The organism is Pseudomonas sp. LBUM1640, assembly GCF_059716225.1.
In genome coordinates this window covers 2,738,864-2,753,145 of sequence record NZ_CP166816.1, presented here as the reverse complement: position 1 = coordinate 2,753,145, position 14,282 = coordinate 2,738,864, and the positions used below count along the sequence as shown (strand labels likewise).

4 protein-coding genes are annotated in these 14,282 nt (G+C 63.8%); 2 read left to right on the top strand and 2 right to left on the bottom strand.

Going from position 1 to position 14,282, the window contains the following annotated elements; genetic code table 11:
* Positions 1-113: 113 nt before the first annotated feature.
* Positions 114-10,613 carry an autotransporter-associated beta strand repeat-containing protein gene (locus ACA065_RS12475; RefSeq protein WP_497694773.1) on the bottom strand — a complete coding sequence of 3,500 codons (10,500 nt, stop codon included), beginning with the start codon at positions 10,611-10,613 and terminating at the stop codon, positions 114-116.
* Between the two features lie 304 nt (positions 10,614-10,917).
* Between ACA065_RS12475 and ACA065_RS12470 the strand changes: the two genes are divergently transcribed.
* Entirely contained in the window at positions 10,918-12,726 is a 1,809-nt protein-coding gene (locus ACA065_RS12470; protein WP_497694772.1) for a monovalent cation:proton antiporter-2 (CPA2) family protein, read from the top strand.
* A gap of 72 nt (positions 12,727-12,798) precedes the next feature.
* The gene (locus ACA065_RS12465; protein ID WP_497694771.1) at positions 12,799-13,356 is read left to right on the top strand and encodes a DcrB/PsbP domain-containing protein; all 558 of its coding nucleotides are present in this window, start codon (positions 12,799-12,801) and stop codon (positions 13,354-13,356) included.
* Positions 13,357-13,551: 195 nt separating this feature from the next.
* Here ACA065_RS12465 and ACA065_RS12460 read toward each other — a convergent pair whose 3' ends face one another.
* Entirely contained in the window at positions 13,552-14,271 is a 720-nt protein-coding gene (locus tag ACA065_RS12460; protein ID WP_497694770.1) for an alpha/beta hydrolase, read from the bottom strand.
* Positions 14,272-14,282 lie beyond the last annotated feature (11 nt).

Sequence of the window (14,282 nt, the reverse complement as noted above, 5' to 3'; positions counted from 1 at the left end):
TGGTATACCCGTGGAGAGCGGGCTCGCCACAAAGAGCCTGCAGCTGCGTTGGTCATCAAAAACCAGCGCAAAAAAAACCGCCCTTTCGGGCGGTTAAAGGTGCTCGGCCTTGATCAGAAACCGAGGGAGAAACTGATCGTCATCGCGTGGTCCTTGTCATTACGCGACAACTGCCCCGAATAGCCCAGGCCCAGCTTGCCGTTCTGGCTGATCTGGTAATCCACACCCGCTTCCACCACCGCGCTGTCCTTGGCGATCGGCACACCTTGGGTGCTGAACGAAGCGCCGCCGTTGATAAAGCTCAGGTCGGCATCAGGCTTGGTGTCACCGAACGCGTGACGCCAGCCCAGGCTGCCGCGCGGGGTGATTTTCGAGCCGTTGCCCAAGGTGATGGTCTGGCCGATGCGCACGCCCAAGGTCGAGAAGGTCACGTCCTGGTCGGCATCGCCGCGCAGGGCTGCCGAACCGCCTTTTTCCTTGATTGTGTCGCTGTCGTAGTTGACGTAGGCCAGGCCGGCGAAAGGCTCCAGGGCTACGCCGCCGGTTTCAATCGTGTAACCCACTTCACCGAAGACTTGCGCACTGCGTGCCTTGTAGTCGGCTTTGAGGCGTTGGCCTTCACCGCCCACCGCCACGTCGCGTTTGCTTTCGATGTCATGCCAGCTGTACGCCACGCCCATGCGTGCGGCGAAGGCTTCTTGCTGATACGCGGTGTAGGCCATCAAGTGGTAGCTGTCGACGTCGGCGCTGGAGCTGCGGCGCTTGGCGTCCAGGTCGCTGCGGGTGTAGCCGGCGGCCACGCCGACGCGCCAGGCGTCATCCACTTGTTTATCGGTGCCGAGCAGGAAGCCGCCGAGGTTGCGGTCCAGCTTGGCGGTGTTGCTGTCACCGCCCATGTGGCCCCAGGTGCCAAGCACGCGCATCCAGCCGACCATCTCGCCATGGCAACCGGCGCTGCTCAGGCGGTTTTCACTCGGCGCCAAGCTGTTGCGCGGGTCGTCCTCGCGGTAGCAGCCAGGTTGGCGCAGGCGCTCATTGACCGCGTCACGGATGTAACGCGAATCTTCAAGCAGGGCGCTGGCAGTGCTGGCGTGGATCTCGCCGGACAAGCTGTCGAAGGCCGCCCGCGCCCCGGCCGCATCGGCGTTGAGCAGTGCATTTTGCACCGCCACCCCGCCCACTGCGGCCCCACTGCCCAATGCCGCTGCGACGCCACGCTGATTACCCGTAGCCGCCACGCTGGCGTAGCTGACATTGTTACGGCTGACCGCCAACGCTACCTGAGTAGCGCTGTAGTTCAACGACGTGGTGAGGAACGCCAGGTTCTCCAGATTGGTAGTGCTGAAGGTGCCGTTCACCGCGCCCGCCGTCAGCAGTGTGTAGGTGGTCGGGCCGGCGTACGGCGCCAGGTTGATCACATTCAAGGTGCCGCCCAGGTTGGCCGTACCACCGACAGCCAGGGAGCCGGTCACCGAAGGCGTGATGACCAAGTTGAGTGCGCCCGTGCTGGCGTTGGTGAAGTTACCGGCCACCGTCAGCTTGCCGCCATCGGGGGTGACGCTGCCGTTGTTGACCAGCGAGCCGACACTGCCGTTGCCAGTCAGGCCTGCGCCATTGGCCACCGTCACCTGCCCGCCCAGCACCGTGCCGGGGTTGGCCGCATTGCCGACCTGCAACACGCCTTGGTCGACCGCCACAGTGCCGCTGAACGGCTGGTTGCCAGTCAGCAACAGCGCGCCTGTGCCCTGCTTGGTGACCGTGCCGGTGCCGGCGAGGCTGCCGTTGAAGGTGCCATTGGTGTTCTGCACAAACAGCATGCGCGCATTGTTCAGGAACCGACCTTGCAAGCTCAGCGTGTTACCGGCCAGCGTACCGCCGCTGACGGTGGTGCCTCCGCTGTAGGTATTGGCGCCGGTCAGCAACAAGGTGCCCGCATCGAGTTTGTCGATGCTGCCGGTGCCGACGATCGGCGCGGCAATTTCGGTGGTGACGCCCGAATTGATGCGTACCGCCGCCGTGCCGGTCGGCGTCAACGTGCCGCCGGCACCCGCCGTCAGCGTGTAGCCAGCGTCCAGCACTTGCAGGCCGGTGAAGCTTTGGTTGCCGACCACGGTGACGGTGCCGCCCTGCCCCGCGAACACCGCAAACTGGTTGTTCGACACCTGACCCTGGGTGCCTGTAGGGTCGGTCCAGTTGGTGCCTGGGCCCCAGGTGCCGCTGCCACCGGTGATGGTGCCATCCGGGTTGGTGACGCCGCCGTTCCAGAACTGGATTTGCCCTGGCGTGGTTTGCACCAGCAGGTTGAGCTGGTTGGCCAACGAGGTCTGCAGGGCTACGTTGCCCAGGCCGACGGGCAGCGAGCCAACGGTCAAGCCGTTGTCAGTCAAGCTGCCGCCGTAGCGGAACAGTTGGTAAACGCCGATGCCAAAGCCGCCGGCGTCAGTGACGTTGAGGGTGCCATCCAGGGTCAGGTTACCCGCGACATTCACCGCCGTGGTGGACGCACCCGGTGCACCGAGGGCGAAATCCAGCGTGGTGCCCGACGACAACGCCAGCGACCCCACCGACAAAGGCGTCGCCGCCCCGGCCTTGAGGATCGAGCCATCGGCCATGTTCACGGCACCGCCGAGGGTGCCGCTGCCGCCGAGGGTCGCGCCGCTGGCCACTTGTACCGCCGCACTGTTCAAGGTGCCGTTGACCAGCAAGCTGCCGGCGTTGACGTTGGTGTTGCCGGTGAAGGTGTTGTTGCCGGTCAACAGCAACTCGCCGGTGCCGGTTTTATTCAACACGCCAGCACCGGTCAGGTTGCCGGTGTAAGTGCCGTTGGCGGCCTGCTCAAAGGTCAAGGTCGCGTTGTTGGCAATCGCCCCTTGAAGGCTGGAGGTGTTGCCGCTGGTGGTGCCGGCGTTGAGTGTGGTGCCACCGCTGTAAGTGTTGGCGCCGGTCAACAACAGCGCACCGTTGCCGTTTTTCACCAGGCTGCCGGTGCCGCTGACCACGCCGCTGAGGGCCAGGTCATGGCTGCCGGCCAGGGTCAGCGGGCCGCCGAGGTTGATCGCGTTGGCCAGTTGCAGGTCGGTGCTGCCGTCCAGTTGGGCGGCGCCGCCCACGGTGAGCGCACCGGTGCCCAGCGCGGCGTTGTTGCCGAGGATCAGTTGACCGGCATTCAGCCCGGTGCCGCCGCTGTAGGTATTGGCGCCGTTGAGGGTCACGGTCGACGCGCCATTTTTCAGCAGGCTGCCGTTGCCGCTGATCACCCCATTGAGCGTCAGCGCATGGCTGCCGCCGATGGCCAGCGCACCATTGAGTACCGCAGCGTTGCCCAGCGTAACGGCAGCGTTGCTGTCCAGGGTGGTGCCGGCAGCCGCGGTCAGCGCGCCCGTGCCCAGTGCACTGTTGCTGCCGACCACCAGCGTACCGCCATTGAGCGCAGTGCCGCCGGTGTAGGTGTTGCTGCCGTTGAGCACCAGGGTGCCGCTGTCGAGCTTGGCCAGAGTGCCGGTGCCGCCGAGGGTTACGCCCAAGGTGGCGGTGGCGTTCGGGTCGACACGGATCGCGGTGTTGCCGGTGCCGCCATTCACCAGGTTGAGCACGCCCGCCGTGCCGGAGACCAGGTTATAGCCATCGGTGACGAACTGCATGCCGGTGATGCTTTGCGTGCCGTCCACGGTCACAGTACCGGCCGTGCCCTGGAACACCGCAAAACTGTTAGCCCAGCTCTGGTTGAGGCTGCCGTCGACGTTGGTCCAGTTGGTGGTTCCGGTGCCCCAACTGCCGCTGCCGCCGTCGATGGCACCGTTGCCGAGCAGGTTGGCGCCATCCCAGAATTGCACGGTGGTGTTGGGCGCCGTCACCAGCAGGTTGACCTTGTTGCTGACGGCGGTCTGCACCTGCACGTCGCCTGGGGTCACACTGCCTGGCAGCGTGCCGAGGGTCAGACCGTTGTCGGTCAACGCGCCGCCGTAGTTGATGATGTTGTAGACGCCGCTGCCAAAGCCGCCGACATCGGTGACATTGAGGTTGCCGTCCAGGGTCAGGTCGCCGCCGACGTTCAGCAGCCCGCTGCCACCGCCGACCACGGGCGTGCCCAGGCCGACATCCAGGTTGGCATTGCCGCCCAGCACCAGTGAGCCCACCGACAGCGCGCTGCCGGTAGCCAGGCTGATATGCCCACCGTCGGCCACCGTCACCGCGCCCGCCACTGAGCCGCTGCCGGCCAACGTGGCGCCGTTGTTCACCGCCACGGTGCCGCTGGCCAGCGAGCCGCTGACATTCAAGGTGCCGCCGTTGACGTTGGCGGCGCCGCTGATGCCATTGGTGCCGGTCAGGTTAAGCACACCGCTGCCGTTTTTATCCAGGTTGCCGGCACCGGTCAACGCACCGTCAAAGGTGTTGTTGAGGTTGCTGCCACCCACCGCCAATGTACTGCCGCCCGCCACCTGAGCCACGCCGTTACCTGCCAGTGTATTCAGGCTGGCATTGCCGCCCAGGTTGAGACTGGCACCCGTGCCCACGGTGACGCCGGACGTGCTGCCCAGCGCACCATTGCCCACCGTGGTCAGGCTACCGCCCAGCACATTCAAGGGCCCGGTGAAGGTGTTGTTGCCACTGAGCAGCAGGTCGGCACCGCCGTTCTTGATCAGTGCTGCGTTACCGGCGAGCACGCCGGCCAGGGTCAGGTTGTTGGTGCCGGCCACGCTCAGGTCGCCGTTGAGGTTAATGGCGTTGGCCATTACCAGCGGCACACTGTTGTCCAGCGTGGCGGCGCCACCCACCGTCAACGCCCCCGAACCCAGCGCCGTGGCGTTGCCGACGGTTAGCGTACCGGCGTTCAACGCCGTACCGCCGCTGTAGGTATTGGCACCATTAAGGGTCACATTGGCCGTACCGTTCTTAGCCAGGCCACCGGCCCCGCTGAGTACACCCCCCAAGGTCAGGTCATTGCTGCCGGCGAACCCCAGGTTGGCATTCAACACCACGTCGTTGCCCACGCTCAGCACCGCGTTGTTGTCCAACGTCGAAGCACCGCCCACCGTAAGGTTACCCAGGCCCAACGCCGAGTTATTGCCCAGGGTCAGTGTGCCGGCGTTCAAGGTGGTGCCACCGAGGAAGGCATTCGTACCGTTGAGGGTCAGGTTGGCCGCGCCATTTTTGCTCAGGCTGCCGGCGCCATTAATCGCGCCACCCAGCGTCAGGTCGGCGGTGCCGCCGATCCCCAGGTTGCCGGCCAGGTTGATCGTGTTATTGGCGCTGACGAGGGTGCTGGCGTCCAGCGTGGTGCCGTTCGCCGCATTCAAGACGCCACTGCCCAGCGCCGTGTTGGACGCCAGGATGAGCCCACCCGCATTCAAGGCCACCGGGCCGAGGAAGGTGTTATTACCCCCCAGCGTCAGGGCGGCTGCGCCGTTCTTGATCAGCCCACCGGTGCCGCCAATCACACCATTGAGGGTCAGCCCATTGCTGCCCGCGACCGTCAGGTTGCCGTTCAAGATGACGCTGTTGCCCAGCGTAATCGCGGCATTGCTGTCCAGGGTTGTACCGGCCGCAGCGGTCAGTTGGCCCACGCCCAGGGCCGTGTTGCTGCCCACCACCAGCTTCCCGCCATTGAGCAAGGTGCCACCGGTGTAGGTATTGGCGCCGCTGAGCACCAAGGTGCCCGCATCCAGCTTGGCCAGGGTGCCCGCGCCGTCGATGTTGACGCCGATGGTCGCCGTGGCGCCGGGGTCGACGCGCATCGCCACGTTGCCGCCGCTGCCGTTGACAGCCGTCAGTTGCCCGGCAGCACCATTGACCAGGTTGTAGCCGTCGGTGACGAATTGCATACCGGTAAAGGTTTGCGGGCCGTCCACGCTGACCGTGCCCGCCGTGCCCTGGAATACCGCGAAATCGCTGGCCCAGGTTTGGTTGAGTGTGCCGTTGGCATTGGTCCAGTTGGTGCCCGCGCTGGTCCAAGTACCGCTGCCGCCATCGACGCTGCCATTGGGAATGGTTTGGCTGCCGTCCCAGTAACGAATAATGGTATTGGGTGCCGAGACTTCGACGTTGATCTGGTTCGCCACACCGGTCTGCACCGCCAGGTCGCCCAGGGCGTAACCCACCGGCACGCCGGCCACATTCAGGCCCAGGTCAGTCAAGGCGCCGGTGTAGTTGATCAGGCGGTAGACGCCTACGCCAAACCCACCGGCATCCGTCACGTTCAGGTTGCCATCGAGGGTCAGGTTGCCGCCGATGTTGAGCAGCGAGGTGGTGGACGGTGTGCCCAGCGCCACATCCAGATTGGCGCTCGAAGCCAGCACCAAGGAACCGGCCGACAGCGTATTGCCGCTGCTCAGCGCCAGGTGCGCGCCATTGTTGACGTTCACACCCCCCAACGCCGAGCCGGTGCCGGTCAGCGTACCGCCGCTGTTGACGTTGATCTGGCTGCTGCCCAGTGAACCACTGAGGTTCAAGGTGCCTGCATTGATGGCGGTGTTGCCGGTGAGGCCGTTGATGCCGGTGAGGTTGAGCGTACCGGTGCCGACTTTGATCAGCCCACCCGTACCGCTGATTCCACCGTCAAAGGTGCTGGTGCCGTTGTTGCCGCCAACCGTCAGGAGGTTGCCGCCGACCTGCACGTCACCCGCACCGCTCAAACTGGCCACGTTGGCGTCAACCCCAAGCTGCAGGCTCGCACCTGCGCTGACGCTGGCGCCGGGCCCATTGCCCAGGGCATTGGCATTCAACAGCGTGAGGCTGCCAGACAGTACATCCACGCCGCCGGTGAAGGTATTGTTGCCGGCCAGGGTCAGGTCAGCCAGGCCATTTTTGATCAGGTTGCCGGCGCCACTGATCACACCGTTCAGGCTCAAGTCGTTGTTGCCGGCGATGCTCAGGTCGGCGTTGAGCGCAATGGCGTTGCCGATTCCGAAGGCTGCGCTGTTGTCCAACGTCGCCGCGCCGCCGACGGTCAGTGCACCGCTGCCCAAGCCATTGGCGTTGCCCAGGGTCAAGGTCCCGGCATTCAGTGTGGTGCCGCCGCTGAAAGTGTTGTTGCCGTTAAGCGTCAGGTTGGCCGCGCCGTTCTTGATCAAGGCGCTGGCGCCGCTGACAACGCCGCCAAGGGTCAGCCCATTGCTGCCGCCCACGCTCAGGCCTGCATTCAAGGCAACGTTATTGGCCAGCGAGACAGGCGCGTTGCTGTCCAGGGTCGCGGCGCCAGCGACGATCAGGTTACCAAGGCCCAGGGCCGCGTTGGTGCCGACGGTCAGGGTGCCCGCATTAAGGGTGGTGTCGCCCAGGAAGCCATTGTTGCCGTTGAGAATCAGGTTGGCTGCGCCATTTTTGGTCAGGCTGCCTGCGCCATTCACAACACCCGCGAGTGTCAGGTCAGCAGTACCACCGATGCCCAGGTTACCGATAATGTTCACCGCGTTGGCCAAGGTCACAGCCGCATTGGCATCCAACGTTGTGCCCGCCGCGGTGCTCAATGTGCCGCCACCCAACGCGCCTGTGGCGCCGACCACCAGCTTGCCGGCATTCAGCGCGGTGTTGCCCAGGTAACTGTTCGCGTGGTTGAGGACCAGGTCGGCGGCGCCGTTCTTGACCAAGCCACCGATGCCTGCGATTGCACCGCCCAAGGTCAAGGCGTTGGTGCCACCCACCGTCAGGTTGCCACCCAGGTTGATGTTATTGCCCAGGTTCACGCCAACGCTGGCATCCAGCGTGGTCCCCGCCGCCGCATTTAACGCCCCGCTGCCCAGCGCGGTGTCGGAGCCGACAATCAGGGTGCCGGCGTTCAGCGCAGTGGTGCCGCTGTAGGTGTTGGCGCCACTGAGGGTGAGGCTCGACGCACCGGTTTTGATCAAACCCGACGCACCGCTGATGATGCCGCCGAGGGTCAGTGCGTTGGTGCCGCCTGCCGTGAGGTTGGCATTGAGGGTGATCGCATTATTGACGGCAAGCGCCGCATTGCTATTTAAGGTAGCCGCGCCGCCCACGGTCAGGCCACCGGTGCCCAGCGCGGCCGCGTTGCCCAACGTGAGGGTGCCGGCATTCAAGGTGGTGCCGCCCTGGAAGGTGTTGGCGCCGCTGAGCACCACGCTGGAGGCGCCGTTTTTGATCAATGCGCCGGCGCCATCAATCACCCCGTTCAGGGTCAGTGGGTTGGTGCCGGCCAACGTCAGGTTGGCGCCCAAATTGATGGCATTGGCCAGGTTGATGCCGGCACTGTTATCCAGCGTCGACGTGCCGGTCACGCTCAGCGCGCCAGTGCCCAGGGCCAGATCGTTGCCGACGTTCAACGTGCCGCCGTTGAGGATGGTGCCGGCGAGGAAGGTGTTGGCACCGCTGAGAATCAAGGCGGCCGTGCCGTTCTTGGTCAACCCGCCTGCGCCGCTGACGGTGCCGGTCAAACCAAGGTTACTGGTACCGCCGATATTCAGGTTGCCGGTCAGGTCCAGTCCGTTGTTCAGGCTGATTGCACTGCTGGCATCCAGCGTGGTGTTGTTGGCCGTACTCAGCGTGCCGCCGACCCCAAGGGCCGTATTGTTACCCAGTACCAGCGAGCCGGCATTCAGGCTGGTGTTGCCGGTGAAGGTATTCGCGCCGCTGAGGTTCAAGGCAGCCGTGCCGTTTTTAATCAGGCTGCCGGTGCCGGAGATGATGCCGCCCAGGCCCAACGCCTGAGTGCCGCCGAGCGTCAATTCGCCCGTCAGACCGACCGCGTTGCCGAGGGTGACGGCCGTGCTTGCATCCAGCGAGGTGCCCCCTGCGGTATTCAGCGCGCCCGAGCCCAAAGCGGTATTGGAACCGACCACCAGGCCACCGCCATTAAGCGAGGTGATCCCGGTGCGGGTGTTGTTGCCGGTCACGGTGAGCAGGCTTGCGCCGGTTTTGATCAAGCCACCGGTCCCCGACATCAACCCGCTCAGGGTCAGCGGGTTGGTCCCGGTCAGGGTAAGGTCGCCGGCCAGGGCCACGTTATTGGTCAGAGCAGACGCCCCACTGGCGTCCAGGTTGGCAGCGCCGGTCACGCTCAACGCACCGCTGCCCAGGGCGTTGCCATTGCCCAGCACCAAGGTGCCGGCGCCCAGGCTGGTGGTGCCGGTGTAGCTGCTGTTGTCGCCGTTGAGGGTCAGGCTGCCGGTGCCGCCTTTGCTGATGCCCGATGCGCCGCTGATCGCGCCCGCCAGGGTCAGTGCGCCTGTGCCGGTGGCCGTCATGGCACCGTTGAGGGTGATCAGGTTGTTCAGGTTGATCGTACCGGGCGCCGACAGTGACGTCGCACCCGTGAACGTAATCGTGCCGGTACTCAAGGCCTGGTTGTTGCCCAGTTGCACCGTGCCGCCGTTGAGCGTGGTGTTGCCCAGATAAGTGTTGGCGCCCGTCAGCGACAGTTGGCCGGAGCCAACCTTGGTCAAGCCGCCGGAGCCTGAGATCACCCCGGACAACGTCGTGGCGTTGGTGCCCTGTACGGTGAGGCCGCCAGCGCCGAGGGCCACCAGGTTACTGACGTTCAAGCCCGCGTTACCCGCCTGCAGAATGCCGCCGTTGGAGGTCAGCACGCCGCTACCAAACGTCGCATTATTGTTGAACTGCGCTATGCCGCCATTGAGCGTGGTGCTGCCCGATACCAGAGGACCTTGCAGCGTCCAGGTGCCGCTGTTGAGGGTCAGGTTGTTGAAGTTGATATAGTTGGCGCTCGACACCGTGCCGACACCGGTGGTGCCGCCGCCGACGCCGACCGGGTTCTGCAGGATCAGCGAGTTGGTGCCCCCTGCCCCGCCATCTACCGTGCCGGTAGGGCCAAAGGTCAAGTTGATGCCAATCAGCCCGCCCAAGCCCACGCTGATTTGGACACCGTCACCGACGCTGACGCTGGAGCCGGTAACCGCGGTAAACGTGTTGGTGCTGCTCGCCCCCATCGACACGCCGCCCGTGATTGCACCGGCGTTGGTAAACGTGTTGCCCGCAGCGGAGGTTTCGAACGCCACCCGCCCGTTGATGACGCCGGTGGCGCCGTTGACCATATTGACCTGAGAGCCGCCGTATACGCCCACCACTGGTGTGTCGGCCAGCGTAATGCCGCCCACCGACAAACCGGTGGACGTAATCGTGCCGTTATTGGTGATGCTCGTGGTGCCGGCGGCCGCGTTGTTAACCGCCAGTGCCAGGCCGCCGATGCTCGACAGGTTGAGCCCGAGCAACATGCCGGTGCCGCGCATGATGCCGCTGGCATTGTTGAGCACGCTGACCGTACTCGTCGCCCCCGTACCGATGAAGGCACCGCCGCTCAATACCGACACCAGGCCCAAAAGGGCCGGGTCCAGGGTGCCGGAGTTGTTCAAGCTGATGTTGACGCCGGTGAGGTCCATCACGTGGCCGCCCAGCGTTGCATTCATCTGCGCGCCGGCGTTGACGTTCACGGTCAAGCCGTTGGTGGCGCTGCTGAAGTTGTTGAGAAACAGCGGCAGGCTCGGCACGCCCGTGCAGGTCACGGTAGACCCCGCCGTGGAACAGGTGGCCAAGGCCTCGGGACTCGCCAGGCCCACCATCAACCCCACGATTCCCAGTCGAATGGCCATATTCAGGGGGGCAATACGCGACACACCGGCAGCAGCAAGTCTTCTTTCCACGTGACACTCCTTCGTGGTTCAAGCTTTTCATCCATGAATGCGCAGAAGCCCAACACTCGTGACCCGCACGCATCAAATTCGAAATACCTGACCGTGGCGACAACTGATCTAGTTTGTCGAAACGGTAGTAGACCTACGGAAAAGTCATTGAATTAAATGGTATTAATACTTTCGTAAACCCTCAGTAAGAATGGGATTACAGCCAACATCCATTGATTCTCGCGACAAAAATACAAGTTTCTAAATGTTAAAAAGCGCTCTAATGGCGCCCTGTCGATTCGCTTTAAAGAGCCTGGAGTTCGCAATGCCCCATGAAGGCAACCTGTTACAAGCAGCCGTGGTGTTTCTGCTCGCCGCCGTGCTGACCGTACCGTTGGCCAAGCGTCTGCAACTGGGCGCGGTGCTGGGCTATCTGTTCGCCGGTGTGATCATCGGCCCGTCGGTGTTGGGCCTGATCGGCAACCCGCAAAGCGTGGCGCAGTTTTCTGAATTGGGTGTGGTGTTGCTGTTGTTCATCATCGGCTTGGAGCTGTCGCCGAAGCGCTTGTGGGTGATGCGCAAGGCGGTGTTCGGCGTCGGCCTGGCCCAGGTGTTGTTGACGGGTTTGGTGATGGGCGTGGTGGCGCTGTGGCTGTTTGGCCAGTCATGGAACAGCGCGATTGTGCTGGGCCTGGGCCTGGCGCTGTCCTCCACGGCGTTCGGCCTGCAAAGCCTGGCCGAGCGCAAGGAGCTGAACCAGCCTCATGGGCGCCTGGCGTTTGCGATTCTGCTGTTCCAGGACATCGCCGCGATCCCGCTGATTGCCATGGTGCCGCTGCTGGCCGGCAGCGATCACCCGACCACCGAAGCCCAGGGCCTGCAACACGTGTTGCAGATCCTCGGCAGCATCGCCGTGGTCATCATTGGCGGGCGCTACCTGTTGCGCCCGGTGTTTCGCATCGTCGCCAAAACCGGCCTGCGCGAAGTGTCTACCGCCACCGCGCTGCTGGTGGTGATCGGCACCGCCTGGCTAATGGAGCTGGTGGGTGTGTCGATGGCCCTCGGCGCGTTCCTCGCGGGGCTGCTGCTGGCGGACTCGGAATACCGCCACGAACTCGAATCGCAGATCGAGCCGTTCAAGGGCCTGCTGCTCGGCCTGTTTTTTATCAGTGTGGGCATGGGCGCCAACCTCAGCCTGCTGCTCAGCTCGCCGCTGGTGGTGATCGGCCTGACCTTGTTGCTGATCGGGTTGAAGCTGCCGCTGCTGTACGCGGTCGGTCGGGTGGTTGGCGACCTTAACCGCGAAAGCGCGTTGCGCCTGGGCGTGGTGTTGGCGGCCGGCGGTGAGTTCGCCTTTGTGGTGTTCAAGATCGGCCGCGACCAAGGCTTGTTCGAACCGCATCTGTACGATGTGCTGGTGCTGACCATCACCCTGTCCATGGCCGTGACGCCGCTGCTGCTCTTGGTGTGCCCGAAGCTGTTCAAGCCCAAGGTCAAACCGGTGGAAGTACCCGAGGAATACCGCGCCATCGAGAGCGATGCGCCGCGTGTGGTGATTGCCGGCATGGGCCGTATGGGCCAGATCGTGGCGCGGATCCTGCGCGCGCAAAACATCTCGTTCATCGCCCTCGACACCTCGGTGGAAACCATCGAACTGACCCGCAGTTTCGGCGGCATGCCGGTGTTCTATGGCGACCCGCAGCGCCCGGAGATCCTGCACGCGGCCAAAGTCGACCAGGCTGAATTTTTCGTGATCGCCATGGACGACCCGGAGATCAACATCAAGACCGCCGAACGGGTGCGCAACCTCTACCCGCACATGAAAATCATCGCCCGCGCCCGGAACCGGCAGCACGTCCACCGCCTGGTGGACCTGGACGCTTCACCCGTGCGCGAGACGTTTTACTCCAGCCTGGAAATGAGCCGCCGCACCCTGGTCGGCCTAGGCTTGACCCAGGCCCAGGCCGATGCACGCATCACCCGTTTCAAAAACCATGACCTGCAAGTGCTCGCCGCGCAGCACGCGGTGTACGACGACGCCGCCAAGGTCATGCAAACCGCCCAGGAAGCCCGTACCGAGCTGGCGCGACTGTTTGAGATGGATCGGCTCGAAGAAGAGTCCGAGAAGGTGTAAAACAGGGGATGAACGAACTAGCGAAATTTCTGACAGAATATGCCGCAATTTCGTTCATCCCTGGAGCGCTTCATGGCCACCTTCACCAAGACCGCCGCCCTGCTGGCCCTCGCGCTCACCGCCGGCAGCGTGTTCGCAGCGAGCAAGCCGACCACCCCACAAACTATCTCGACCCTGGGCGGCAAGTTCACCTTCAGCCTGCCCAAGGCCTACGTCGCTGACACCCTGCCAACCGGCAAGGTTGAAGATGGCACCGCCAATACCCAAGGCACGCTGTACGCCAACTCGATCAGCAAAAGTGTGGTGATCGTCGCCGAAACCGTGCGCAACGATGGCGCAACGATCAAAGACAATGACCCGCAGTTCCTCGATGGCGCCGTGGCCGGTTTCGTCAAGGACCAGAGCGCCGCCCTGCCTGACTTCAAAAAGCTCAACGAGAAGAAACTGACCTTCAAAGGCCTGGGCCTGCGCCAAGTGGACAGCACCGCCACCCAGGGCGGCGGCAAGACCTTGAACTCCACGTTCCTCGGTGGCTCGGGCAACCACTTGCTGGTGATCCAGGCGATTTCGCGGGCGGATGATGTGAAGGGGCATGCTGAGCTGGTGAAGCAGATTACTGGCGGCAAGTAACCTCATACCTGACAACACAAACCCAATGTGGGAGCGGGCTTGCTCGCGAAGGCGGCGGGTCAGTCAGCTCATTTGCAACTGGCCCAGCGCATTCGCGAGCAAGCCCGCTCCCACATTTGGATCTCACTACATCAGCTGGATGTGGTGCTGGTGTGCTATCGCAAACACCCCCTTTTCCACATTTTTAAACCGTGTTTACTTCAGGCTTTTCTCCAGCCAGGCCTTCAGGTCCTGCACTTCCGCCTCGCTCACCGTATGCGGCATGCCCGGATAGCCATGAAACTCCGGTTTCAACCCAAGCCCCACCAACACCTCGTTCGCCCGCGTGGCCGAGGCATACGGCAGCGCCTGGTCCAACGTGCCGTGGCCGATAAAGATCGCCAACTTGCCCAGTGATTGACTGGGCTTGAGCTCAGCCTTGAGCACCGGCAACACACTGCCACTCAGCGCCGCAATCCCGCGCACCCACTCAGGTTTTCGCAAGCCCACCTCGTAAGACATGATCGCGCCCTGGCTGAACCCCACCAGGAACACCCGATCACTTTGCGTGTGGTATTTGGCCGTGGCTTTGCCGACAAAGTCTTCGATCAGCTTGGCGCTGCGCTGCAGGTCGGCGGTTTCGCCGTCGTAATCGCCGTCACCCGGCGTCTTGGTAAACCAGCGATAGCCGTGCGGGTCCACCGGCATTGGCGCGCGCACCGACAGATAGGTCCAGGTCGATGGCAACGCGTCCTTGATGCCAAACAGGTCTTCCTCGTTGCTGCCGAAACCGTGCAAAAAAATCACCAGCGGTTGGTTGCGCGCATCGCTCCGGGTCTGTTCCAGGTAAGACAACGGCAAGTCGGTGTGCAGCGTGGCGTCGGCATGAGCGGCGCCGGCCACCAGGGTCAGCGCCAGGGCAAACAGTTTGAGCATGGGGAAGCTAC

Coding starts and splice junctions, on each gene's coding strand:
- ACA065_RS12470 (WP_497694772.1), top strand. CDS start 10,918: ATGCCCCATGAAGGCAACCTGTTACAAGCAGCCGTGGTGTTTCTGCTC.
- ACA065_RS12465 (WP_497694771.1), top strand. CDS start 12,799: ATGGCCACCTTCACCAAGACCGCCGCCCTGCTGGCCCTCGCGCTCACC.
- ACA065_RS12460 (WP_497694770.1), bottom strand. CDS start 14,271: ATGCTCAAACTGTTTGCCCTGGCGCTGACCCTGGTGGCCGGCGCCGCT.